The 26608-nt window shown below is 45.2% G+C and carries 20 protein-coding genes; 19 read left to right on the top strand and 1 reads right to left on the bottom strand.

Annotated features, from left to right (window positions below):
• Positions 1-63 precede the first annotated feature (63 nt).
• Positions 64-1521 (top strand): hypothetical protein, encoded by a 1458-nt coding sequence (locus LZG73_RS03050; protein WP_233846061.1) that lies wholly within the window; start codon positions 64-66, stop codon positions 1519-1521.
• A gap of 15 nt (positions 1522-1536) precedes the next feature.
• Here the strand turns inward: LZG73_RS03050 and LZG73_RS03045 are convergent, their stop codons facing one another.
• A complete protein-coding gene (locus LZG73_RS03045; protein ID WP_233846059.1) occupies positions 1537-3159 on the bottom strand; it encodes an amidase in 1623 nt (540 codons plus the stop codon).
• Positions 3160-3586: 427 nt separating this feature from the next.
• Here LZG73_RS03045 and LZG73_RS03040 point away from each other — a divergent pair, with 427 nt between their 5' ends.
• From LZG73_RS03040 to LZG73_RS02955, 18 genes are all read left to right on the top strand, one after another.
• Positions 3587-3775 carry a hypothetical protein gene (locus tag LZG73_RS03040; RefSeq protein ID WP_233846057.1) on the top strand — a complete coding sequence of 63 codons (189 nt, stop codon included), beginning with the start codon at positions 3587-3589 and terminating at the stop codon, positions 3773-3775.
• 161 nt (positions 3776-3936) lie between these two features.
• Positions 3937-4983, top strand: coding sequence for an FAD:protein FMN transferase (locus tag LZG73_RS03035; protein ID WP_233846055.1), 1047 nt, complete (start codon positions 3937-3939; stop codon positions 4981-4983).
• Positions 4984-5056: 73 nt separating this feature from the next.
• Positions 5057-7150, top strand: a complete 2094-nt coding sequence (pta, locus tag LZG73_RS03030) for a phosphate acetyltransferase (RefSeq protein WP_233846053.1) — start codon at positions 5057-5059, stop codon at positions 7148-7150.
• A complete protein-coding gene (locus tag LZG73_RS03025) occupies positions 7147-8376 on the top strand; it encodes an acetate/propionate family kinase (protein WP_233846051.1) in 1230 nt (409 codons plus the stop codon). Before pta ends, LZG73_RS03025 begins: the two co-directional genes overlap by 4 nt.
• Positions 8377-8527: 151 nt before the next feature.
• Positions 8528-9139: a TetR/AcrR family transcriptional regulator gene (locus LZG73_RS03020; RefSeq protein WP_233846049.1), complete on the top strand. Its 612-nt coding sequence runs from the start codon at positions 8528-8530 to the stop codon at positions 9137-9139.
• A gap of 61 nt (positions 9140-9200) precedes the next feature.
• Positions 9201-10517: a TolC family protein gene (locus LZG73_RS03015; RefSeq protein WP_233846047.1), complete on the top strand. Its 1317-nt coding sequence runs from the start codon at positions 9201-9203 to the stop codon at positions 10515-10517.
• Between the two features lie 40 nt (positions 10518-10557).
• Positions 10558-11607 (top strand): efflux RND transporter periplasmic adaptor subunit, encoded by a 1050-nt coding sequence (locus LZG73_RS03010; protein WP_233846045.1) that lies wholly within the window; start codon positions 10558-10560, stop codon positions 11605-11607.
• 21 nt (positions 11608-11628) lie between these two features.
• Positions 11629-14775 carry an efflux RND transporter permease subunit gene (locus tag LZG73_RS03005; RefSeq protein ID WP_233846043.1) on the top strand — a complete coding sequence of 1049 codons (3147 nt, stop codon included), beginning with the start codon at positions 11629-11631 and terminating at the stop codon, positions 14773-14775.
• A gap of 449 nt (positions 14776-15224) precedes the next feature.
• Entirely contained in the window at positions 15225-16430 is a 1206-nt protein-coding gene (gene spt / locus LZG73_RS03000) for a serine palmitoyltransferase (protein ID WP_233846042.1), read from the top strand.
• Positions 16427-17548: a hypothetical protein gene (locus LZG73_RS02995; RefSeq protein WP_233846040.1), complete on the top strand. Its 1122-nt coding sequence runs from the start codon at positions 16427-16429 to the stop codon at positions 17546-17548. The genes spt and LZG73_RS02995 overlap by 4 nt, the downstream gene beginning before the upstream one ends.
• Positions 17545-18570: an NAD(P)-dependent oxidoreductase gene (locus LZG73_RS02990; protein WP_233846038.1), complete on the top strand. Its 1026-nt coding sequence runs from the start codon at positions 17545-17547 to the stop codon at positions 18568-18570. The genes LZG73_RS02995 and LZG73_RS02990 overlap by 4 nt, the downstream gene beginning before the upstream one ends.
• Before the next feature lie 111 nt (positions 18571-18681).
• Entirely contained in the window at positions 18682-21249 is a 2568-nt protein-coding gene (locus LZG73_RS02985) for a DUF5686 and carboxypeptidase-like regulatory domain-containing protein (RefSeq protein ID WP_233846037.1), read from the top strand.
• A 23-nt stretch (positions 21250-21272) separates the two neighbouring features.
• Positions 21273-21986 carry a sugar phosphate nucleotidyltransferase gene (locus LZG73_RS02980; protein ID WP_233846036.1) on the top strand — a complete coding sequence of 238 codons (714 nt, stop codon included), beginning with the start codon at positions 21273-21275 and terminating at the stop codon, positions 21984-21986.
• Between the two features lie 63 nt (positions 21987-22049).
• Positions 22050-22919 (top strand): hypothetical protein, encoded by an 870-nt coding sequence (locus tag LZG73_RS02975; RefSeq protein WP_233846035.1) that lies wholly within the window; start codon positions 22050-22052, stop codon positions 22917-22919.
• Positions 22919-23881: a CDP-alcohol phosphatidyltransferase family protein gene (locus LZG73_RS02970; RefSeq protein WP_233846034.1), complete on the top strand. Its 963-nt coding sequence runs from the start codon at positions 22919-22921 to the stop codon at positions 23879-23881. Before LZG73_RS02975 ends, LZG73_RS02970 begins: the two co-directional genes overlap by 1 nt.
• Entirely contained in the window at positions 23862-24917 is a 1056-nt protein-coding gene (locus LZG73_RS02965) for a lysylphosphatidylglycerol synthase transmembrane domain-containing protein (protein WP_233846033.1), read from the top strand. Before LZG73_RS02970 ends, LZG73_RS02965 begins: the two co-directional genes overlap by 20 nt.
• Positions 24914-25627, top strand: coding sequence for an HAD family hydrolase (locus LZG73_RS02960; RefSeq protein ID WP_233846032.1), 714 nt, complete (start codon positions 24914-24916; stop codon positions 25625-25627). The genes LZG73_RS02965 and LZG73_RS02960 overlap by 4 nt, the downstream gene beginning before the upstream one ends.
• 57 nt (positions 25628-25684) lie before the next feature.
• The gene (locus LZG73_RS02955) at positions 25685-26593 is read left to right on the top strand and encodes a PfkB family carbohydrate kinase (protein ID WP_233846031.1); all 909 of its coding nucleotides are present in this window, start codon (positions 25685-25687) and stop codon (positions 26591-26593) included.
• Positions 26594-26608 lie beyond the last annotated feature (15 nt).

Here is a 26608-nt window from a genome sequence, read left to right as displayed (position 1 = left end):
TGAAAACCGAGATTAATTCGTCATCTTTATGAAGCACGCCTAGCGATCACTTACTAGGATACGATGAACTCAACGATACTTCGCAATTTAAGTCTTGGTTATCTTTTGATGCCCAATCTGATTTTCTCGATCGGATGGTTCAGGTTACCATTGTCCGTTCTCCTGGTGGCCGGGATTGTTTTCATTGTTGTCTTCCATTTTCGCACCGAAAACAACAGCGCTTTAAGTCTCAGCCGAAAGCAAACTTTTCAAATCGCCATCATTTCCCTGCTCATTATTGCTTTTTCGGGAGTCGGTGGTTTTTGTTTTCAGGCATTTGATTACTGGGCGCATAATTCCAAATATTACACACTTTTCAACAACTCCTGGCCGGTGCTTTTCAAAGCAAATGGCCGTTATGCCTGTCATTATTTCGGGTTTTTTCTTGTTCCGGCCTTGATCTCGAAAATGCTCGGCGAATTGTCGGGAATCGCACTTTACATTTGGGCATCCATTGGCTTGTTTATTGGCTTTTGCTGGATATTCGTCTTTACGGGCAAAAGTTATCTTTCCCTCATCTTGTTCTTATCCTTAGGGGGAATTGGCCATTTGATCAAAGTCGTTACAATGCGGTTAATAGGGCTGAATTATCACGTTCCACCCTTTTTTACAGAGATCTGGCCGGTGCTTTATCAGGCGCAATGGGCTCCTAACCAGCTGATTCCAATCATAATCGTTTCAGCCATTCTATTTCATGATTATGTTTACTTAAAAAAACCGGAGCGAAGTTTTATTGCGGTTATTGCGATTTTTATCTGGGGGATTTTTCCTTCAATCGTGTTCGTGATCATATTTTCCATGCTCATGCTGCTGCGTTATCACAACGATTTGCGAAGGCTGTTCCAGCGCAAAGCAATGATAGACGTGCTCGTTCCCGGGCTGATATTTATTCCCACATTCTTCTATTTTCTTTCGGGAAAAGCCTCAGTTATCGCAGGATTTATTTGGCAGTTTAATCCGCTGGATCAAATTGCATTCCATTATTTTTTCGGAGTTGTGATAGATTTAGCGGTTTTGAGCGGCATTGCGTACATTTTGAACCTTCACAAAAGTGCTAACAAGCGCATTGTCACCGCATTATTTGCATTGCTGATCCTGATTTCGTTTGTAAGAATGGGCAAATGGAACGACTGGTTTTTACGCGGAAACACGCCCGTGCTGACCTTGCTTTCGCTCTTTATTTTGCAGGCATTCTCCGTCTGGACCAAAGAGCGGCCAGATTGGTATAAATTGAAAGTTTCTTATCCCCTCGTGCTTTTCTTGCTGCTCGGTTTTATCGTTCCAATGTCACAGATCAAGCGTGCATTGCAGGAAAATATCGTGACGTCAATGTTATTTCCTGATCAGGTGAAATTCACGCCTTATCCATACAATCAATTCGAGGATTTTTATGAATTGGGGCTTAACGTTTATTCGCAGCAGGAAGCCAATCAGTTTCTTGGACAGAAAGGCTCCATTTACGAAATATATTTAGCCAGATAATCAACTCTTTTTATTTCAATCCTCGGCCGAATGCTCATTGCTTATCGATGCGATGAATTTGGGCGTCGTTCTGTTCTTTGATGCCTGCTCATAGGCATATGCAATGCGAATCAGATCCGCTTCACCATAAGCTTTTCCCAAAAACGAAATCCCGATTGGCAGCTCATTCACCGAGCCCATGGGAACTGTTATCGATGGAAAACCCGACAAGGCAGCGGGGCCGTAACCGCCATAACCCGTCCAGAAATCGCCATTGACGAGGTCGGTGCACCACGAAGGTCCGGTCGCCGGGCCGCATAATGCATCCAGTTTTTGTGTTTTGAACAATTCATTCAACAAGTCGGCCACGTGCATAATTTTGGCCAGCGCATCCTTATATTCTTTTGCTTCCAAATCTCCCCGCGACTCCGAAAGTTCAAACAGTTCCTGCTTGAAATGCGGCATTGTCTTTGCTTCGTTTGCCTTGTTATAAGCAATCAAATCCGTGAGCGACTTGGGCTTCGCATTCGATTTTGACAAATATTTATTGACGCCATCTTTAAACTCGTACTGCAGCACAATGGATTCGCCGCCTTCAACTTCCTGCGTTTTCATGTAGTCCACTTCGACAATTGTCGCACCTTTCTGTTTCATCTGATCCAGTGCTTTTGCCAGCAATGAATCGACGCCCTCGTGCTGTTTCAGCAATCCTTTGTCCACACCAATGCGCTTGCCTTTGAGTCCATTGGGGTCCAGCGAGGCGGAAAGATCGCGGAAAGTGTCATAGGGCGCAGCAGTCCGCGCCGGATCATTGGGATCGCCGCCGATCATTGCACTGAACAGCATGGCAGCGTCAGCAACAGTTCGGCCAAACGGCCCGGCAGTGTCTTGTGTTTTTGAAATCGGAATGATGCCCGAACGACTGACCAGTCCGACAGTCGGTTTGATCCCCACAACGCCATTCATGGAAGCCGGACAGGCGATGGAGCCGTTCGTTTCCGTTCCTACTGCCACGGCGCACAGGTTTGCAGCAACCGCCACGCCCGATCCCGAACTCGAACCACAAGGCGAACGGTCGAGAATGTACGGATTTTTGGTTTGCCCGCCGCGACTGCTCCATCCGCTCGAAGATCTCGTTGATCTGAAATTGGCCCATTCGCTCAAATTTGTTTTTCCCAGGATCACAGCGCCGGCTTCACGCAATTGCTTCACAACAAATGCGTCCGTGGAGGCTATATTGCCGCTTAATGCAAGTGAACCGGCGGTTGTTTGCATTTTGTCGGCGGTGTCGATATTGTCTTTAATGAGAATGGGAATGCCGTGCATGGGCCCGCGCACTTTTCCGTTTTTCCGCTCTTTGTCTAGCGCTTCCGCAATGCTGACCGCGTCCGGATTTAATTCAATGACGGAATTCAGTTTAGGCCCACTTTTGTCCAATGCAGCGATCTGATCCAGATAAGCCTTTGTCAAATCCTGCGAAGTGAGCTTTCCATCTTTCATTTGCTGCTGCATTTCCGCAACAGACATTTCTGAAAATTTGAAAGATGACTTTTCACCGTTTTGGGGTTGGTCGGCTTTGGACCGGCATTGAATGAAGGGCAATGCAATGATTGAAAAGCTCGCCGCCGAGGTCAGGCGCACAAAATTTCGTCGTTTCATAAAAGGATTAGGAGTCAGCGTTTAGTTGAGCGCAATTTATAAAGTCTGCTAACTTTAATATTAACGCCGCCGCTTTTTTTCAATGAGAAGATTCCATAGCCATCTTGCTGCCCAGAAAGGCGATAAAATGACGGCAGTAATGAAGGTCGCGACGCCCAGAAGGATTGCAAAGATCAATCTCAAAAGAAAGACGAAAAATGTTTCCATGAAGATTAGTGTGTGGTTTTGTAGAATAAGTTTGATTGTACGATTTTGACGTTAGAATTTATTCGATAGGCAGATGTTGAGTGGGTGGAAAAGCATAGTTATAAATAGCTAAAACCTTTAAATCCTTTAAATATATAGGTAAATCGTCATATTTAATTTGCGTGGCACGGTTATTTATTTAATTTTGTCATTGAAAAATATCACATAAACGTTACTCGTCATGGACTTCCTCTCGAACATTATATATTACTCCGGTAAGTTACTATTCGCAACAATTCTGTTTGTTGCCATGGTTATTTCTACAATTGTTTCGCTGCCATTCATTGGCGCCGGACTGATCAAAGATGCAATTGACTCTAATAATCACCATCACGCCGACAGGAATCACATGGCTGATTATTTTGGCTGATCATATTTTCAGTAAAGGATATAAATGGGTGTAGGATTTCGGTCTTGCGCCTTTTTTGTTTTAAGGCTGTGAGATAGGCGAACAAATCTCTCGACGACGGAGTTTTCGCTTAAATCGATACTTTTGCGCCTTAAATAAGGCAGGCAATGCGTTTAAACATTATGAATTCAACGTTTTCAAATCACGACAAAGCCAACTTCGGCTTAGCTCAAAAGTCTTCACAACGCTTGGCCAAAGTTGCCATTTTGCTTCTTATAAGTGTTTTTTTCAATCGATCACAGGCTCAGGAGAATCGTTATGTTTTTGAAAAAGGCATGATGGGTTCGCCATTCAAATTGGTTTTTTATGCGCCCAATGATTCCATAGCCAATGTGGCCGCACAAAATGCATTTGCTAGGATCGAAAAACTGAATGAAATTCTCAGCGATTACCGCGACGGAAGCGAGATCAACCAGGTTTCGGCGAAATCGGGCAGTGGAGAGTGGATTTCGGTGAGCGATGACCTTTATAACATTCTCGCAATCAGCCAGGATATCAGCAAAAAAACCAATGGTGCATTCGACGCGACGCTGGGGCCTGTAGTGCAAATGTGGCGCCACGCGACCAGAAAGGGCATTTTTCCAACCGAAATAGAAATTAAGGAAGCAATGCAAAAAACGGGTTACAGCAAGTTGAAGCTCGATCCACAGGGTAAAAAAGTCTTTTTAACCCAAAAAGGAATGCGACTGGACATTGGTGGTTTGGGAAAAGGTTTCGCTGCTGAGGAAGCCGTGAAGGTTTTAAAAAATTATGGCATTAAATCCATTATGATGGACGCGGGTGGAAAAATCGTGCTTACGAGCCCGCCTCCCGGGACAAAAGGGTGGAACATAACCATTTCAAATGGCAGCGATTCGCTCAAAACAATGGCGCTTTCCAATGTTGCGCTCGCCACTTCGGGGCCCACTTATCGTTATATGGAATACAACGGCATCCGATATTCACACATTGTTGATCCCGCAACGGGCATTGGATTGCTGTTTCACGTCCGCACGACCGTTATTTCGCCGGATGGGACGGTCGCAGACGCATTAGCAACCGCTTTCAGTGTTGCGGGCATTGAGAAAAGTAAGAAAATGCTCAGACAATTTCCAGGCAGTCAAGTTTGGCTGGTGGAAAAAAAAGACGATCAAGTTGCGGATTGGAACACGCTTGAAAAGCCGCAATGAGTTTGCCTGAAATGGAACAATTTTTTAAGTGCCGGTTCTGGCGCTTGGATCACTGCCTCAACAGTTTCACTTTATGACAAAGACCATTTTTATTGCTTCTGCCGAGCCTTATGCGGGAAAATCAGTGATTGCATTGGGTTTGGTAAATATGCTTTTGGCCAAAACGAAAAAGATTGGTTTCTTTAAACCCATTATTTCGCAGCAGGAGCCAGGCCAAAAAGACAAGCATATTGAGGCGATTATCAATTATTTTTCCTTGCCCATTGCTTACGAGGACACTTTTGCATTCAGCAGACAGGATGTTTTACAGCAAACCGAGTCTGAGAACTGGGGCGAAATGATTAACACGATTATCAGCAAATTCAAAAAGCTCGAAGACGCTTACGATTTCACTGTGATAGAGGGCAGCGACTTTTTGGGTGATGGTGTTGCATTTGAATTTGAGTCCAACGCGGCTATTGCCAAAAACCTCGGCGCTCCAGTTTTGACAATCATTAATGGAGAAAATAAATCAACCGCACAGATCATTAATTCTGCAATCAATGTGCTGCGTAATTTCGAGTCACGTGAAGTGCAAGTGCTTGGCATTGTTGCCAATCGTGTGAAGGCCGAACAGGTCGACGATGTGCGTGAACTGTTGCGCATGCAATTGCCGAAAGACATGATGCTGACTGTCATTCCGTGGGAAAAAGGATTGCAAAGTCCGACCATGCGGGAAATAACAGAAGCGCTTGGCGCAAAAGTCTTGTTTGGCGAGCAAATGTTGTCAAGCCAGGTCGATAATTATGTGACTGGCGCCATGATGCTGCCGAACTTTTTGAATCACATTAAAGAAAATGTGCTGATCATCACGCCCGGCGACCGTGGCGACATTATTATTGGTGCGCTTCAGGCCAATTTGTCGACCAATTATCCCAAAGTTGCGGGCATTGTTTTGACCGCTGGCACCATTCCCGAGGAGCCTGTAATCCGGTTGATCGAAGGTTTGCAGACCATCATTCCAATTATTTCGGTGCAGCAAGGCACTTTTGGAACGACTACGGCCATAGGCGCAATCCACCCGCGCATTACTGCGGATAACACAAAGAAGATTGAGCTGGCCATCGGGACATTTGAAAAATATGTCGATATGAAGATGCTGGATGACAAGATCATAACATTCCAGCCCGAGGGCATTACGCCGCATATGTTTCAATATCAACTGGTTAAGTGGGCGAAAAGCCAGAAAAAGCACATTGTGTTGCCCGAAGGAAACGACGACCGCATCCTGAAAGCAGCCGCCAGGCTTATTGCTCAGAATGTTGTCGACCTGACCATTTTGGGTGATCCGACAGAGGTTGCCGCTGCGGTGAAAAGGCTCGGTCTGGATCTTGATCTGAATGCAGTTAAGATCATCAATCCGGCACAATCCGAATATTATGAGCAGTTTGTAGAAACGCTTTATGAGCTTCGCAAAAACAAGAATGTGAATATGGAGATGGCCCGCGACCTCATGACGGACGTTTCCTATTTCGGAACGATGATGGTTTACAAAGGTCTCGCCGACGGAATGGTGTCCGGTGCGGTGCACACGACGCAGCACACGATCCGGCCGGCATTGCAATTCATTAAAACCAAACCGGGCGTCTCCATTGTGTCGTCCATTTTCTTCATGTGCCTGCCCGACCGCGTGGCTATATTTGGAGACTGTGCGGTGAATCCCAATCCAACCGCTTCGCAGCTTGCGGACATCGCTATTTCATCCGCACAAAGCAGTGCAAGATTTGGCATAGAACCGCGCGTTGCCATGCTGTCTTATTCGTCCGGAACTTCCGGCGAGGGCGAGGATGTGGAACGTGTGCAAGAGGCAACTGCCATTGTGAAACAGCGTGCGCCGGAGCTGAAAGTGGAAGGGCCTATCCAATATGATGCGGCTGTTGACCCTGTCGTCGGCAATCAAAAATTGCCCAATTCAGAAGTGGCAGGACGTGCAAGCGTGTTGATTTTCCCCGACCTTAACACGGGAAACAACACTTACAAGGCGGTTCAGCGTGAAACTGGCGCCCTGGCGATCGGGCCTATGTTGCAGGGCTTGAACAAACCGATCAATGACCTCAGCCGCGGCTGCACGGTCGATGATATTTTTAACACCGTGGTGATCACCGCCATTCAATGTCAGCAAGAATGAACATCCTAATCATTAATTCCGGCAGCAGCTCGCTCAAATATCAGTTTTTCAAAATGCCCGAACAAAAGCCGCTTTGCGCGGGAATTGTGGAAAGGATTGGAAAAGAAAATTCTTTTATCAGGCATAAAGTGCAGCGTGAAGGCGGTGAGATATTGACAGAACGCCAATATTTTGTCAAAAACCATGCGGAAGGTTTGCAATACATTGTGGAAGTGATGACCGACTCCAAAACGGGCGTGATTACGAGCCCTGATGAAATTGAAGCGGTTGGACACAGGGTTGTTCATGGCGGTGAATATTTCACGGAAGCTGCCATCATTACAGACGAAGTGAAAGAGAAAATTCGATCGCTGTTTTCGCTGGCGCCATTGCACAATCCTGTGAATTACGACTGCATTGAAGTTGCAGAAAAGACTTTCCCTAATGCCAAGCATGTTGCGGTTTTCGACACTGCATTTCATCAATCCATGCCTGAATACGCATTCCGTTATGCCATTCCCGAAAAATACTATTCTGAAATGCGTATCAGAGCTTACGGTTTCCACGGAACTAGCCATAAATTCGTGACGCATCAGGCAATAAAATGGATGCAGAAGCCTGATGCGAAGATCATTAGCATTCATTTAGGGAATGGGTGCAGCATAACCGCCGTGGATGCCGGGAAGTCGGTTGATACGAGCATGGGTTTCGGTCCGTTGAGCGGGCTTATCATGGGCACGCGTTCCGGGGACATTGATCCGTCCGTGATCCTGCACTTGCTCAGGCAGGAGCGAAAAACACCGGATGAAATGGATGTCTTGCTCAATAAACAGTCTGGACTGGCGGGATTAACCGGACACAGCGATATGCGTGATGTGCGTAAGCTGCTTGAAATGGGTAATTACGAAGCCGAGCTCGCCGCCGACATGTTTGCCTATCGGATCAAAAAATACATTGGTTCTTACGCAGCAACATTGAACGGACTGGATGCAATTATTTTTACCGCAGGAGTTGGAGAAAATGATCCGCAAATGCGCGAGCGTGTTTGCAAAGACTTGGAATTCATCGGTTTGGAAATCGATTTTGACAAAAACCGTCTAAAATCCGACGAGCTCAGAGAAATCAGCAAGGATGGTGCTAAGGTGAAAATCCTGGTTGTGCCGACCAATGAGGAGCTTGAAATCGCAACACAAAGTTATGCTTTACTGCATGAGGAGCCGCCGTGTGAACAAATAGAATTGTATTAAAATGATAAATAATGCGTTTAAATTATAGTTTTAAACGGTTGTTTAAATTATTTATTTAAAACGCTTGTGTGCTGGAATTTTTTTCCAGACATTTGGTTTGTATTGATACAACAAGGAATAAGACCCTGACAAAATTAAATAAGACAAGCAAGTGAAGTGTATAGGAGAAAAGAGCGAGGATAAGATCAAGGAGGCGGCCAGGAGGGTTTTTCTGAAAAAAGGTTTTGATGGAACAACGTCGAGAGACATTGCCCGCGAAGCCGACATGAACATTGCATTGACCAATTATTATTTTAGAAGTAAAGAAAAGTTGTTTCTTGAAATTTTCAGGGACGTCTTGGAAATGTATTTCAACAGCACTATCGAGATCTTGAACAAGAAAATTGATATCAAGACCAAGATCTCGGAAATGATTGACAACGATTACAACATGATGAAAGCGGAACCGGATCTGGTTATTTTCATCATGAATGAGATTCACAAGGAGCCGGACCGCTTGTTTCCTGAAATGGCGCTTTTCAAGAAAATACAGTCCACTTATTTTATCAACCAGTTAAAAGAAGGAGTTGCAGACGGAACATTGCGGGATATCAGTCTCGAAAATCTGCTGCCGCTCATGAAATGCGCAATTGAGTTTATTTTTCTGGCAAAGCCAATTCACAAGCGCCTTTTCGATATGGACGATGCTGGATTTGACATTTACGCTGAAACGCAGAAGGAGCATATCAAGGCCATGATTTGCAACTATCTGGTGATAGGTTAGATATTTTTTTGCTCAACGTTTAAACAAACATTTAAAATAAACATTTATTCTGTTAAATGCCATGAAACTAAAATTTCATATCGTAACCCTATTGTCTTTTTTGAGCATTGGAGGCGCCAGTGCCCAGGAATACAATCTTCCGCAGCTGCTCGGTCTAGCCATGAAAAATGATTTTAGCATCCAGTCAGCACGTCTGGAAGAAAAGAAGACCAATGCGAAAATTGACGAAGTGAAGTCCGCATTATTGCCAAGTGTGAATGTGTCAGGAGATTACAAACGCTATTTCAAAATTCCCGGCCAAGTGGTGCCGGCGAGTGCATTTGGCGGTCCGGAAGGGCAATACAGCACATTGGCTTTCGGTTTGCCTTACAACTTGTCCACAACTGCGCAAGTGACTCAGAATCTGTACAATCCGTCTGTTCGTTACGCCTTGAAAGCCGCGAACCTGAACCGCGAGCTGACCTCGCTGAGCACTGTTAAAACGAAGGAAGATGTGGCTTACAATGTCACAGACGCATATTACAATCTCGTAACGGTGGTGCAGCAAATGTCCTTTTTGGATAGCAATCTCATTTCGCTGGATCGCATGTATAAAGTTTCAGACCTTCTCTATCAGAATAAATTAGGCCAGCGGGTGGATGTTGACCGCATTCGCATCAACATTACCACAACGGAAACGCAGCTCGCCACATTGAAAGACAACTATAGTCAGCTGGTCAATCTCCTGAAATATTACACCGGCACACCACAAGCTGATTCAATTCGTATAGTGGTTAACGTTAGCGATGTTTCATTGCCTGGACAGCCCTCAGATTCGGAAACTAGGCGCACGGATGTGGCTTTATTGCAAAAGCAGCGCGATTTGAACGAATTACAGGACAAAAACATCAAGGCAGGATTTATCCCGACTGTAAGTGCTTATGGGACAGCGAATATGGCGTTTTATGCTAAAACAGGTGACAATTCAACATTTCAGGATGTGCCGGGTTACTGGGCTGGCTTAACGCTCAATTGGAGTGTTTTTGACGGACTGGCCAGAAGGGCTAAAAGAAGTCAGAATCAGATCGATAACGAAAAATTGAATGTTCAGCTGCGCCAGGTGAAGGAGTCCATTGCCATGGAAGAAGCCAATGCAAGAAACAAGTTTGCCGTTGAGCAAAGGAACATTAATGCTAAGAAAGAGCAGGTTGCGCTTGCTTCAAAGGTTTATAATCAAATCCAGTTGCAGTTTAAAGAAGGAACAGTCTCCTTAACAGACGTCATTCAGGCAGAAAACAGTAATCTGGATGCGCAAAGCAACTATTTGACTTCGCTCGTTCAATTGCTTAAAGCCGAGTTGGAATGGAAAAAAGCAACAGGTTCTTTAATTCAAAAATAACAACACTCATTTACTCCCATACTCATATAACATTAAGATTATGAAACGCTTACTAATATTCCTCGCCGTGGTTGCCGTGATTGGACTGACTGCTGCCAAGCTGCTCGATAACAAAGAAAAAACGGCCGAGAAGGTTTACGTTCCGGAAGCAGATCCGAAAGTCGGCGTGAAAATTGCCGTTGCTGAAATGCGCAAATTGTCACAGGACGAGTCTTTCCTGGGCTCATTTACACCAAACAGAAAAGTGGAAATCAGGCCGCAGGCTGGCGGTGAAATTGTTCGTTTGAACATTCAGGAAGGCCAGTTTGTAAAAGCAGGACAGTTGATTGCAAAGCTGGACGATGAACAATTGCGCTATCAGATTGAGGCATTGCAGGTTACATTGGAAGGTTATCAAAATGATTTAAAACGTTACGAAGTGCTTGTTAAAGGCGACGCTGTTCCGGCTGTGAACTTGGAACGCACGCAGTTGAGCATCCGCAGCACAGAAGCGCAGATCAAACAGTTGAAAAAGCAGATCAGTAACACAAGCATTATTGCACCATTCTCGGGCATTGTTACTGCCAAAATGGTTGAAAAAGGCTCGGTTGTGAGCATAGGAACGCCTATGGCTGAAATTACGGACATTTCCTTGCTGAAACTGGTTGTTAACATTCCTGAAAAATCGGTAAATGAATTCCGTAACGGCAAATCCATAGCAATTAAAACGGACGTTTATCCAGATGCGAATTTCACTGGAAAAGTGACAATGGTTAGTGCAGAAGGCGACGACGCGCACAATTATCCGGTTGAGATAACGGTTCAGAATTCGCAGAAAAATCCTTTGAAAGCTGGCATGTATGGCTCCATCGCCAATGCTTCCGAAGTGAAAGGAGCAGCGCTTGCGGTGCCGCGCCAGGCCATCACTGGCTCAGCCAAACAGCCGCAGATTTATGTGGTTGAAAATGGCAAAGCGAATCTGCGTGACGTTGCCATTGGGGCGACGACGAATGAATACTATGAAATTACAAAAGGCCTGAAAGCAGGTGATAAAGTTGTCACAAGCGGTCAGATCAACTTGCAGAACGGGACTTCTGTTATTGCGCAATAACCCACATTAGCCTGAGAAATCATGAAATTTATCGAAACCATATTAAAGCGTCCGTCCCTGATCATCGTGATGTTTGCGGTGCTGGTCCTGGGAGGATTGTTATCCTACACGCAGCTGAATTACATGCTGTTACCGGAATTTTCGGTTCCCACGATCACCATTACGACGGTTTATCCGGGGGCAGCTCCCACGGAAGTGGAATCCGAGGTGAGTAAGAAAATAGAAGACGCCGTTTCAGGGTTGGACAACATTAAAGAGGTGACTTCCAAATCATTGGAAAGTGCGTCGCTTGTTATTGTAGAATTTAAAGCCGGAACGGACATTGATAAAGCATTGGAAGACGCGCAGCGCGATGTGAACAACATGCTGAGCGACTTGCCCGATGATGCTGAAACGCCGTCACTTTCCAAGATTTCGCCTAGTGATCAGCCCATTATGCAGTTGCTGGCAACTTCCGCCTTGCCCAATGAAGTTTTTTATCAGCAGGTTGAAGACAAATATTTACCCATTTTAACACAGATCGAAGGCGTTGCCGAAATCACAATGACCGGTGGCGATCAGCGCGAGATCCGTGTCAATGTTAACAATGATAAGCTGAATTTTTACGGTTTGTCCCTTTTGCAGGTTTCGCAGGCAATCAACCAGGCTAACCTTGATTTCCCAACAGGAAAAGTTAAAAGCACGAGTGAAAACATGACTTTGCGTCTCGCAGGAAAATTCACTTCGCTCGATGACATTCGCAACCTGGTCATTTCCTCGCCCGTAACCGGCAGCCCGATCAGGGTTGGAGACGTTGCGACAATTTCTGACGGATTGACTGATGCAGAGAGCATTAGCCGTTACAATGGTGTGAACGGGATTGGATTATTTGTCAAAAAACAATCGGATGCAAATGCAGTAGAGATCAGTAAATCGATTCAGGCCAAATTGTCGGAAATTGAAAAGACCAATGCGAAGGACAAAGTGAAATTTGCAATCGCTTATGACAGCAGCATTTTTACATTGGAATCCGTGGAAGCGGTTACGCATGACTTGATCATTGCCGTGATCCTGGTGGCGGCTGTAATGTTGCTTTTCCTGCACAGTTTCAGAAATGCATTTATTGTAATGGTTTCCGTTCCTGCGTCGCTGATTGCAGCATTCCTTTTCATGAATTTGATGGGTTATTCGCTGAACCTCATGACATTGCTCGCACTTTCGCTGGTGATCGGGATTCTGGTCGATGACTCCATTGTAATTCTCGAGAACATTCAGCGACATTTGGAAATGGGCAAAAATCGCTGGGACGCAACCATTGAAGGTGTGACCGAGATCGGATTTGCAGCGCTTGCGATCACGCTGGTGATCGTCGTGGTTTTTGTTCCGATTACGTTTGTCAACTCCGTTATCGCGGATTTGCTGCGCCAGTTCAGCTTAACGGTTGCATTTGCGACAATGGTCAGCTTGCTGGTGAGCTTCACGCTTACGCCGTGGATGACCGCTAATATGGCCCGCATTGAGCATCTTAACCCAAAAAATCCGGTTCAGGCCTTCCTATTATGGTTTGAAAATGGCCTTACCAAATTGACCAAATGGTATCACGGCAGTTTGCAATGGGTTTTGAGACACAAACTGGCATTCTCAGGCATGTTGATCGCCATTTTTGCGATGACCGCTTGGGTAATGAGCCTGGGCATCATTGGTTCTGAGTTCGTTGCAGAAGGCGATCAGGGCAAGTTTTTGCTAACCATGAAATTGGATAAAAGCGCTTCACTGCAACAGAACAACCTCACTTCCAGACAAATCGAAGACTATTTGAGGAAAAAGCCAGAGGTGAAAACGATCTTTGCTAACGTGGGCGGGGCCAGCACAGGACTTAACAGCTCCGGACAAGGCGAAACCAATCGCACAGAGCTTACCGTGGAGCTGATCCCCGTGTCGGAACGTGCTAACGCGCAACCCACAGAGGATTACATGCTTGCCGTGCGTAAGGAATTGGAGCGGAAATTTGCGGGTGTGGAGTTCAACTCAGCAGCGGTTGGAATGGTTAATTCAGGCACATCTCCCATTGAGATATTCCTTAGCGGTGATGATCTGGATAAAATCCTGGTTTCTGCCAATGATCTTGCCAACAGATTGAGAAAAACACCTGGTGCCAATGACGTCAATGTTTCCGTAGAAGCTGGGAATCCGGAAGTTAGGGTCGAAATAGACCGTGAGAAAATGGCGAAACTGGGACTGGACATCCAGACTGTGGGCGCAACAATGCAGAATGCATTCGCCGGAAATGACGATTCAAAATACCGCGATGGCGGCGAAGATTACGACATCCGCATCATGATGGACGCATTCGACCGCAAAAATCCGGATGATGTGAAGAACATCAGCTTTTACAGTCCGGCGGCAAAGCGTCCGGTGCATCTGGCTGAGTTCGCGAATGTTAGTCTTAGCAACGGACCTTCTATTGTTGAGCGTAAAAACCGTCGTTCATCCGTAACAGTGACCGCTAATACTTTAGGGATTGGATCGGGAACATTGGTGAGCAATATTCAGGCGGGCTTGGTGAAAGAGCCGCTGCCTTCTGACGTAATTTTAACTTGGGGCGGTGACGCAAAAAACCAAAGTGAAGGGTTTGGATCGCTGGGACTGGCAATGCTTGCAGGGCTCATCTTGGTTTACTTTATCATGGTGCTGCTTTACGACAGTTTCGTTTATCCGCTGGTCGTGCTGTTCTCGATTCCGGTTGCGGTGGTTGGAGCGCTTCTGGCACTTGCATTATCGTCGTCCAACATCGGTATTTTTGCTCTTTTGGGTATGCTGATGCTGATAGGGCTTGTAGTTAAAAATGCAATTCTGATCGTCGATTTTGCCAACCAGCAAAAGGAGGCAGGGGTGCCCTTCCGGAAGGCAATTTTGATCGCAGGCGAAGAGCGTTTGAGACCAATCCTGATGACAACAATTGCAATGGTCATTGGTATGATTCCAATCGCCACCGCAACCGGAGCGGGAGCAGAATGGAAAAACTCGCTGGCATGGGTTTTAATAGGTGGGCTAACTAGTTCTATGATTTTGACCATCTATCTGGTGCCAATGATGTATTATCTGGTTGACAGGGCCGGAGAAAAATGGGCGTCGTTCAGATCCCGGTCTGGCACGACATCCCGGCGGGTCGCAGTTGAGGAAGTCTAGCACCAATAAACGTTAACATGAAAAAATCCCTGTTTTGAGGCTGTGTGCTTTTCGGGATCTTGAAAACAAAGTTGGTCAAAACTTGACATTTCAGGGACTAAGCGGGTAAAAAGAGCAAAATATTTTTTTTCATTTTAACGGTAAAATACAAAATGAATAGGGGTTTTGATGAACTAGTAATGCGGGTATCGGGTTTACCTCTTAACTTTGGTTACCAGTTGATCAAATCCCACCTTTTTCTTAATTGGTAAAGTAGTTTAAGAACGGGGTAATTGAAGGCGCAGACGGCGAAAACTGACAATGTTATCAAACTCAAGGTTCTAAAAATATTAGCATGGAAAATAAATACTACAACACCAACTGATCATTCTGATCACCTCATCAAGCCCCGGCTTGAAGCCAACAGGCACCCCACTAAAAGAAGCTGTTGATTCTGACATTAATTACTTATGGGTAAAAAATTAAATAAGCGCATTGCCGAATTTAAAGACGCGGCCATCATTCGATCCAAAGGTCTTTATCCCTATTTCCGTCCCATCGAATCCGGGCAAGACACGGAAGTTATCATCAACGGTAAGCCGGTCCTTATGTTTGGATCAAACTCGTATTTGGGGCTTACCTCGCATCCATACGTCATCGAGTCTTCGCAGAAGGCGGTGCAAAAATATGGAAGCGGATGTGCAGGTTCACGTTTCCTAAACGGCACACTGGACATTCATGAAGAATTGGAAATAAGACTGGCGGCGTTCACCGGAAAAGAAGCCTCGGTGCTTTTCAGCACAGGTTACCAGGCTAATCTTGGCGCATTGTCAAGCCTGACCGGCCGGAATGATTACCTAATCCTGGACGAAAGCGATCATGCTTCCATCATCGATGGCAGCCGGTTGTCTTTCTCAAAAGTGATCAAGTATGCGCATAATGACATGAATGACCTCAGGAAGAAACTGAGCCTTTTACCAGAAGAAGCCGTTAAGCTGATTGCAACAGACGGGATTTTCAGCATGGAAGGCGACATTGTTAAACTTCCGGAATTGAATGCGATTGCAGCGGAATTTGACGCATCGGTTTTGGTGGACGACGCGCATAGTCTTGGCGTAATCGGCAAGAATGGCGCGGGAACAGCTTCCTACTTTGGACTGACCGAAACCACAGATCTGATCATGGGAACATTCAGTAAATCCCTTGCATCATTAGGCGGTTTCATTGCAGGAGACGCTGCAACGATTGATTATTTAAAACACCGCGCACGCTCATTGATGTTCAGCGCGAGCATGACGCCAGCAGCAGTTGGCAGCACGATCGCAGCATTGGATATCATTGAATCCGAACCACATCATATCGAACGCCTTTGGGCCAATACAAGATATGCGAAGGAATTATTGCTCGTAAATGGTTTTGATTTGGGCAACACTGAAAGCCCGATTTTGCCGGTTTACATCCGTGACAACGAAAAGACTTTCCTGATGACCAAGCTATTACAGGAAGATGGTGTTTTTGTGAATCCGGTTGTTTCGCCAGCTGTTCGTCCTGAACATTCATTGATCAGGTTCTCGCTGATGGCAACGCATACATTTGGACAGATTGAGGAAGCGGTTGATAAAATGACTAAAATCTATCGTCAGATATGCCCTGAGGCAGTTATCGAAAAATTATGAAGCGAATTGCCCACGTAAACTCTCCCAAAGAACTGGAATTATTCATTGATTTTCCTCACGAATTATATAAGGAAGATCCCAATTATGTTCCGGAACTGTTTATAGCACAAAGAGATATGCTTTCTCCAAAAAAGCATCCCTTTTATGAACATTCGGAAGTGAAGCTTTTTCTGGCTTATGACGGAGACAAGATCGTGGGACGCGTTGCGGCAATTGATAACCGCAATCACAATGCATTTACAGGCAGAAAAGATGGCTTTTTTGGTTTTTTTGATACAATTAATGACCAGGAAGTTGTCGATTTGCTGATTGGGCAAGCGGCTGAATGGGTTAAATCAAAAGGGGCTGACAACCTGATAGGGCCCGTGAACTTGTCAACCAATGACACAGTAGGCTTGCTGATTGAAGGTTATGATAGGCCGCCGATGGCTATGATGCCTTACAATGCGCCCTATTACGTTCCATTGCTTGAAAAAACAGGGCTTGTTAAGAAGACGGACCTGCTGGCTTACGAGATCAATGTGAACACGGCCAACGACAAGTCGGTGAGGCTCATTGAAGCGCTCGAAGGAAGGTTACAAAGGAGCGGCATTACCATTCGCAAGATCAATTTGAAGGATTTTAAGAATGAAGTGATCAAGATCCGGGAGATTTACAACAGTGCCTGGGACAAGAATCTGGGCTTTGTTCCAATGACCGAAAAGGAATTCGATTACCTGGCCAACGATTTGAAACTGGTTCTCGATCCGAACTTTTGCCTCGTTGCAGAAAAGGATAACAAGCTGGTAGGCTTCGTGTTAGGGATTCCGGACGTGAACCAGATACAGATAAAGATCAAGCGCGGACGTTTGCTGCCAACCGGAATTTTTAAACTTTTGTTTGGCAAAAAAAATATTACCCGCATCCGCGTGCTCACATTGGGTGTGCTTGAAGGATATCGGAAAATGGGTATTGAAGCCTGTTTATACGGCCATATTATCAAAAACACTTACGGCACAAAAGTCACAGGTGGCGAATGTTCTTGGATGCTGGAAGGAAATTACTTAATGAACCACGCCATTGAGCAGATCAATGGAAAGCTGTACAAGCGGTACAGACTGTTGGAAAAAGAAATATGAAAGAGCGGGTTTTCATCACGGGCGCGAGCGGCTTTATAGGGTTTCACCTCGTAGAAGCAGCATTGGAAGCAGGCATGGAAGTGCAAGCGGCAGTGAGGCCAACCAGCGACCTGACGTTACTCAAAAAGCTCCAAAGCGACTCCGGAAAGAAAGGATTAGGTCCGCTTTCATTTGTGAATACCAATTTTGAATCAAGAGATGCATTAACAGAGTTGCTGGAAGATGGAAATTACACTTTCATCATCCACGCAGCAGGAATAACAAAGGCGAAGAAATCGGCGGTCTACAACAAGGTGAATGCAGAATACACATTGCATTTGGCGCAAGCATCAATGTCGGCAAACATTCCTTTGAAGCGATTTGTTTTTCTGAGCAGTCTGGCCGCTATTGGTCCGCTTGCTTATGCTGAACAACAGCCGATTACAGAAACAACATTGCCAATTCCGGTGACGGATTACGGCAGAAGCAAGCTGCTTGCAGAGCAATATCTGGAAACAGTTAGCGGCTTGCCCCTGACAATTATCCGTCCCACGGCGGTTTACGGACCGGGTGAAAAGGATCTTTTCATTCTTTTCAAAACATTGAGCAAAGGATTGGATGCATACATAGGCAATGGCCCGCAGCGGTTGAGTTTTGTTTATGTGAAAGACCTCGTGGCAGTTACAATGGCTGCAATGCTTGAAAATCAGCGCGAAACGGCGATTTATAATATTTCGGACGGACAGGCTTACGACCGTTATGCATTTGCAGACCGGTTCCGGGAAATCAGCGGGAAACAGATATTCAGGGCACATTTGCCGCTGTCTCTGGTGAAAATGATGGCGACCGCTCTTGACTTCATCTACGGATTTACCTCAGCAACCCCGGTTTTAAACAAGGAAAAACTGAAAGAACTCACAGCTTCAAACTGGATCTGCAGCATAGACGCTGCCCGAAACAGCTTGCACTACAAGCCGCAATACGACCTTAGGCAAGGAATGCAGGAAACGCTGATTTGGTATAAGGAAAACAAGTGGCTTTAAAAATTAGGTTGACGAATTGATCATTATGCGTTTGCCGGGCTTCGGCATCCGGGTTTCCGGCGCAAATGATGCATTGAAAAGTCATGAAAAAACACGTTATGATGTCCAAAAATGAAAACAATAACTAAGTCGATATGGTCAAAAGTTTTGCTGATCATCTGTCTTGTACAGGTTGCATCAGTAACTGCCATAGCGCAAAGCACCACGATTAAAGGAACAATTACAGATGCAAAAACGGGCGAAACACTGCCTTTTGTATCGATCCTCATTCCCGGGACTACAATGGGAACTGCCTCGGATGCAGACGGAAAATATGCACTAACATTGCGTGAAGAATATAAAACTGTCAAATTCACTTACGTAGGATATCTCAGCATTGAAAAACCGATCACACCCGGCATTGAGCAGGTGATCAACATTAAGATGGCGGTTGACGCCTCCATGCTGAAAGAAGTAACCATCAAGGGAAGAGGTCGTTACAGAAACAAAGACAATCCGGCTGTTCAGCTGATCCGCGAGGTGATCGCACATAAGGATCAGAACAAAATGGCGGCCAACAACTTTGTCGAGTATGAGCAATATGAAAAGATCTCGTTTGCGCTGAGCAACCTTTCAGATAACTTCAAAGAGAAACGCATTTTCAGGAATTACCAGTTTTTGTTCCAGGACCAGGATTCAACGGCCATGGGCGGCAAAAACTTGTTGCCAGCTTATATTCAGGAAAAACTGTCGCAGATTTATTTCCGCAAAAATCCATACACCATAAAACAATGGGTGCTTGCGAACAGAAGAGCAGAGTTTGATGCGAAATTTATAGATAATGATGGGTTAAGCGCTTATTTCAACAGACTTTATGAAGATGTCAACCTTTATGAAAATGATATTTCCATTGCAACAAACCTGTTGCTAAGCCCGATTGCAAACTCCGCGCCGACTTTTTACAAATTCTTCATTCGCGACACGATCAAAACAAACACGCCGTGGCTGGTTGAGCTTGGGTTTGTTCCAAGAAACAAAACAGATATGCTTTTTGAAGGCAAGCTGTTTATCACTTTGGATGGAAATTATGGCGTGCAAAACGCTTATCTTACTGTCAATAAAGACATTAATCTCAATTTCATGCGTGACCTGGAAGCGCGTTTGGAATATGAAAAAGGACCGGACGGACGTTACCACCCGGTTAAGACAACACTGGGAATGGAGTTTGCGCTCGGTGAGAAGAATGCAGGTTTTTACGGCCAGCGCGTTGTCAATTTCAAAAATTATACGCTTAATCAAAGCCGGCCCGACAGCGTTTATGCCGGTCCCGGGGAAGAAATTGCATTCAACCCCGAGGTGAAAACAGGGGAGGCTTATTGGGCGAATGCGCGCCACTTGCCTTTGGAAGCCATGGAGCTCAACATTTACAAAAATGTAGACACGCTGCAAACCATTCCTTCTTTCCGGAGAACAATGGACATTGCTACGCTCTTGCTTTCGGGTTACAAATCTTTCGGGAAAGTGGAAATCGGGCCGGTGAACACGTTTTACAGTTTCAATCCGGTGGAGGGTTTCAGGCTGCGTTTCGGCGGAAGGACCACGACGGATTTTAGCAAGCGGGTTTATTTTGAAACTTATGCAGCTTACGGTTTTAAGGATCAGAAGTGGAAATATTTCCTGAGCGGAACTTACTCGTTCAATAACAAGTCGGTTTACCATTTTCCGCTGAATTACATCCGCGCAAGTTACCAGCGCGACACCAAGATTCCGGGCCAGGATTTGCAGTTTGTGCAAGAGGATAACTTTCTTTTGTCCTTCAAAAGAGGCGACAACAACCGCTGGCTTTACAATGATGTTTACAAACTGGAATATGTACGTGAATTCGAAAGCCGCTTTTCCTACAAAATTGGTTTTACGCAGTGGAGACAAACGCCTGCGGGCATCCTGCGCTATGAAAGGCTGAACGATGAAGGCGAATTGGAGAATGTAGGCGGACTTAGTAACACGGAAGCCAATGTGGAATTGCGCTATGCACCGCACGAGCAATATTATCAGGGCAAGCTTTATCGCACGCCGATCATTAACAAATATCCGATTTTCACATTGCGCTACAATGCAGGTTTGAAAGGTGTTTTTGAAGGTCAAAACCGTTACCACAACGTTTCAGCCAACATTACCAAACGGGTTTATTTGTCTCAGTTCGGATATGCGGATGTGACTGCCGAAGGAAGTTATATTCTGGGTAACAAAGTGCTGTTTCCATTGCTGACCGTTCACCGCGCCAACCAGACTTATGCTTACCAGCTCAACAGCTATAACCTGATGAACTTCCTGGAATTTGTGAGTGATCATTACGCGAGTCTGGACGTTCAATATTACATGAATGGGTTCCTTTTTAATAAAATACCATTGTTGAAAAAATTGAAATTGAGAGAAGTTTTCAGCTTCAAAGGACTTATGGGCGGTCTGCGTGATGAAAACAACCCAGCAATGAACCCCGGACTTTTCCGCTTCCCGATCGATGAGCAAGGCAGGCCGATCAGTTACACATTATCGCGTGAACCATACATTGAAGGAAGCGTTGGGATTGCCAACATTTTCAAATTGCTGCGCGTGGATCTGGTAAAACGTTTCACTTATCTCGACAATCCGAATGTGTCGGAATGGGGCATCAGGGCGCGATTCAGGCTTGATTTTTAATTAGCATAACGACACCAATCAATATGAATTACGCAATTATAGCAGCTGGCGAAGGTTCGCGTTTGGCAAAGGAAGGTTTCACCCTTCCCAAACCAATGGTGAGTCTTTACGGAGAAATGCTGATAGACAGGCTGATAGGGATTTTCATGCGGAACGACGCAGAAAAGATCATGATCATTATCAATGAAGACTCCGCTGCATTGGAAAGTCATTTGTCCGACCTGAGCCTCACATTGCCGATTCACATTGTAAAAAAATCAACGCCGAGTTCCTTGCACAGTGTCTATGAATTGCTGGGAAGTGATCCGGAATTGAAAGCAATTTGTCTGACAACAACCGACACGGTTTTCAAGGAAGAAGAGTTTACGGCATACATTCAGGAATTTGCGCAAAATGAGCATCTGGGCGGCCTTATGGCGGTTACGAGCTTCATTGATGACGAAAGTCCATTGTTTGTAACGCTTGATAATGAGCAAAATATAACCGCATTCACTGACCAGAACAGCACGCAAACGAGCTTCGTTTCGGGAGGGATTTATTGCCTTAGAAAAGATGCCATTGCGCTTGTAAGTGAAGCCGTGCTGGGTGGCGTGAGCAGGATGCGCAACTTTCAACGCCAGTTGCTGGAAAGCGGCATTGAACTGAAAGCATATCCGTTTTCGAAAATAGTGGACGTGGACCACGTACAGGATATCCGCACAGCCGAGCTTTTCTTAAGCCCCGAAACTGCGGTTTGATTTAAATAAATAGAATTACTGACATCAATTAAAGGCAGGAGCTTTTCGCCTGCCGAAGCGTAAATGAGTGAATTAAATATTTTAGGTGTGCCGCGAAACCGCAAATTCTCGCCTAACCACATTGGAAATGACGATGCGATTTTTTCTTTGACGGCAAAGAAACTGGAAAAATTAGGTTGTAAGGTGACGATCAGCTTTGAAGATGATTTTCTGAAAAATGAAAACATTGCTGAGCAAAAAATCTTCACCATGGCCCGTCAAAAGGAAGTAGTCAAGAAGCTGCAAACATTGGAAGCAAATGGCACACAGATCATTAACTCTGCATTCGGGATTGAGAACTGTTTCCGGACAAACTTGACCTATGCACTTAGCCAAAACAACATTCCGGTTGCCGAAAGTTACATTGTGCCAACTAATTATACGGGCGATGATGTTTTCGATGCAATCACCGGGAAGGGTTACTGGATCAAAAGAGGCGATTTTCACGCGATCCATAAAGAAGATGTTTCATTTGCGGCGTCCCGCGAGGAAGCACGGGAAATATTGAGAGAATATGCATTGCGCGACATTCCTGATGCGGTGATCAGCAAGCATTTGATTGGTGATTTGGTAAAATTCTATGGTGTAAGCGGGACAGACTTTTTCTTCTGGTTTTATCCATATGACAACAACCACCATAAATATGTTGAATATCAGAACATTAACGGTGATTCGCATTATTATTCGTTTGACGCAGACCGGTTGAAGCAAGTGGCGACAGCGGCGGCCGAAGCGGTTGGAATTGATATTTACGGCGGAGACGCGATTGTGGGGAAGGATGGAGATTTCCGCATTATTGACTTAAATGACTGGCCCAGTTTTGCACCGTGCCGCGATCAGGCCGCAGAACACATCGCCGGAATGTTGTACGAGAAATTTACAAAAAGCAATTAATGGATCCAGTTATTAAAGAAAGCGCCGCTGACACTGAGGTTAATGCATTCCAGGCATCACTGAAATCCAGTGACACCGAAGAGCGGATTGACATCTGGTTTTATCGTCCCATTGGTTATCAGATCGCATTGTTTTGTGCCAAGATCGGGTTAAGGCCCAATCCGGTTACGATCATCAGCATTTTCTTCGGCGTCGCCGCCGGGATTCTGTTTTATTATCAGGAATTGTGGATCAATGTAATCGGGATGTTGCTTTTGGTGATTGCCAATTCGCTGGACAGCGCAGACGGACAGCTTGCAAGGATGACAAATGATAAAAGCCGGTTAGGCCGCATTCTGGATGGTGCAGCGGGCGATTTCTGGTTTATTGCCATTCACATTGCGCTTTGTTTGAGAAGTCAGAACGAGGGTTGGAGTGCCTGGATATGGGTGCCGGGTGTGCTTGCGGGCGCTTCGCATGTGGTGCAATCAGCCATGGCCGATTATTACCGCAATGTGCATTTGTTTTTTATCAAAGGAACATCCGGAAGCGAGCTGGATAACAGCCGTGACCTGCAAAAAGAATATGATAACCTGAGCTGGAAATCAAATTTCGGCATGAAGTTTATCGCCCGGTTTTATCTGAATTACACCAAATTACAGGAAAGCTTTTCGCCGAATTTGCAAAAACTGCTGGCAACAGTGCGGTCAAAATATCCAAATGGCCTGCCGCAAGCGCTCGTAACCGATTTTCGTGCGCATAATAAGCCATTGATGAAATACACCAACATTGTCCAGTTCAACACACGGGTGCTTTTCTTGTTCCTATGGTTGTTCCTGGATCAATCGTGGATCTATTTTTTCTTTGACATTTTCGTCCTCAACCCGATCCTGATTTACATGATCGTGAACCAGGAGAAAGTGAGCCGTTATTTTTATCAAAAGATTTTGACTGAAAAAACGAATGAGTACCAAGGCGTATAAAGCCCTTTTCATGGCGATCGGCATTATTTCACTGGGCTATATGATCTATGGCACGGGACCGATGGTGATTTGGGAAAATATAAACAGGACAGGCATCTGGTTCATCCCCGTTATCGGGAGCTGGCTGGTGATCTATATTCTGAATGCGTTGGCTTTCAGAGCAATTATCAAAGAACCCGGTTTGCCTGAAAGTAACCTCACATTCTGGTCGGTTTTGCGGCTTACGATTTCGGGTTATGCCATCAATTACATTACGCCATTCGTTGCCTTGGGCGGCGAGCCATACCGGATTCTGGAACTGAAACCTGCATTAGGCATTCAGAAAGCAACTTCTTCGGTGTTGTTATACAGCTTAATGCACATGTTTTCGCATGTCCTTTTCTGGCTGGCGTCCATTGTGCTGATCGTGGCAGTTGTGCCATTGAACAATGTGATGTTAGCGGGCTGCGGTCTGCTGCTGGTGACAGGTTTGGTTTTAGGTTATTGGTTTATCAATGTTTATAAAAAAGGATTTACGGTCAGCACTTTTCGGTTGCTAAGCAAAATTCCATTTATCAAAAACAAGGCAAATGCATTTGCGGAGAAGAATGCCGAAAATTTATTCGAAGTGGACGAACAAATCCGCATTTTATATGCCGAAAGGAGAAACATTTTTTACATCTCATTGTTTTATGAGTTCACGGCTCGCGTCATTGGCTGCGCCGAGATTTTCTTCACTGCACACGCTATCGGTCTGGGAATGAGCTGGTCAGAAGCATTAATCGTCAGTTCGGGATCATCGCTTTTTGCAAACCTGATTTTCTTCTTCCCCATGCAACTGGGCACAAGAGAAGGCGGACTGGCACTTGCCTTAGGCAGCGTGGGGTTTTTACCGGTTCAGGGTGTGTTTATTGGAATAGTAATGCGCATCAGAGAAATCGTATGGATCATTATTGGACTGTTATTGATTAACAAAAAGCCAAAGCATAAAGAATTAAGTAAAAGCGGACCGGTTTCAGGCGACCTGCAAACGGTTCCTGCAAGTCAACGATTATGATTAAAGGGATTTTATTTGATTACGGTGGCACGATCGACACCAACGGCCTGCATTGGGCTAATGTTTTATGGGAAAGTTACCAGCATAATCAGGTAAATATTGACCGGGAAGCATTTGCGGAGGCTTATAAATATGGCGAGAAAGCCCTGGCAATCAAACCAATCATTGAGCCGCATCATGTGTTTTATGATGTTTTGTTTCTGAAAGTTGAGCAGCAATTTGATTTTTTGAGACAAAAAGGATTTGAGCTGAATGATGAAGCAATTGAATCCATAGCACGCGAATGTGACCTTGTTGCACGCACTAATGTTGAAAAAGCTGCGCCCGTTTTGGCAAAACTCGCAGAATCATATCCGCTCGTGATGGTTTCGAATTTTTACGGAAACATTAATCGGGTTTTGCAGGACTTTGGCATAAGCGGTTATTTCCAGGCCGTCGTTGAATCTGCTGTTGTTGGCGTCCGGAAGCCCGATCCGCAGATTTATCAGCTTGGCATTGAACAACTTGCGCTGCCTGCCCAGGAATGTGTTGTCGTCGGAGATTCTTATTCCAAGGACATTAAGCCAGCCAAATCATTGGGCTGCAAAACGATCTGGCTGAATGTGAAAGGATGGGAAGATGCAGGCGAGACGAAGCTGGAAGTTTCGGACGCAGATATTGAGATTACCGATTTTGCGCAAATAGCGGATACAATCAGGATTTTGGGTTAGTTGTAAACTTTTGCCGGGCACCGACACCAGCCTTGGTAAAATTAAATTGAAAAGAACATGTACGACATTTGTACCATAGGGCACATTACTTTGGATAAAGTGGTAACCGCCCAGTCTGTCAAATACATGCCGGGAGGCACATCTTTTTACTTTTCGAAAGCACTTCGGGAGTTTGATGTGAATTACGTGCTGGTAACGGCTTTGGCAGAATCAGAGAACCACATCGTATCTGCATTAAGGAAAGAGAACATTGAAGTGTTCGCTCAGCCGAGTGAGCACACGGTTTATTTCGAGAATATTTACAGTGCCAATCAGGATCACCGCGTACAGAATGTGTTGCACAAAGCAGCGCCATTCACCACGGATCAAATGCCTGATTTAGAATCGAGAATTTTTCATTTGGGTCCGTTGCTTTCGGATGATATTACGGTCGATCTGCTGAAATCACTTGCCGAAAAAGGCACGGTTTCACTGGATATCCAGGGCTATCTCCGCTATGTCAAGGATCAAAAGGTTTTGTATAAAGACTGGGCCGATAAAAAAGAAGCGCTTCCGCATGTTTCGATCCTCAAAGCGAACGAGTTTGAAATGGAAGTGGTGACCGGAACCAGTGACGTGCGCAAGGGCGCCGAATATTTGGCGAATCTTGGTGTAAAAGAAGTGATCATCACATTGGGCAGCAAAGGCTCACTGATCTATAAAAACAATGATTTTTTCAGAATTCCAGCATACAAACCAACGTCGATCGTGGATGCGACCGGCTGCGGCGACACTTACATGGCAGGATATTTGAATAAAAGAATTCAGGGAGCAGGTGTGCAGGAAGCGGGTGAGTTCGGTGCGGCCATGGCCACATTGAAAATACAATCTTCCGGGCCGTTTTCGGGTAACGCCGCAATGGTTGAAGAAGTGCTTCAAAATGGAGAATGTGACCGCGAGCTGATCGCTCAGGCAATTTATTTATAGTACTCAACAAATTTT

The sequence above is a fragment of the Dyadobacter sp. CY326 genome (genome assembly GCF_021390515.1).
GTDB lineage: Bacteria > Bacteroidota > Bacteroidia > Cytophagales > Spirosomataceae > Dyadobacter.
Note: the sequence above shows the minus strand (reverse complement) of the source record. Positions and strands in the feature narration are given on the sequence as shown.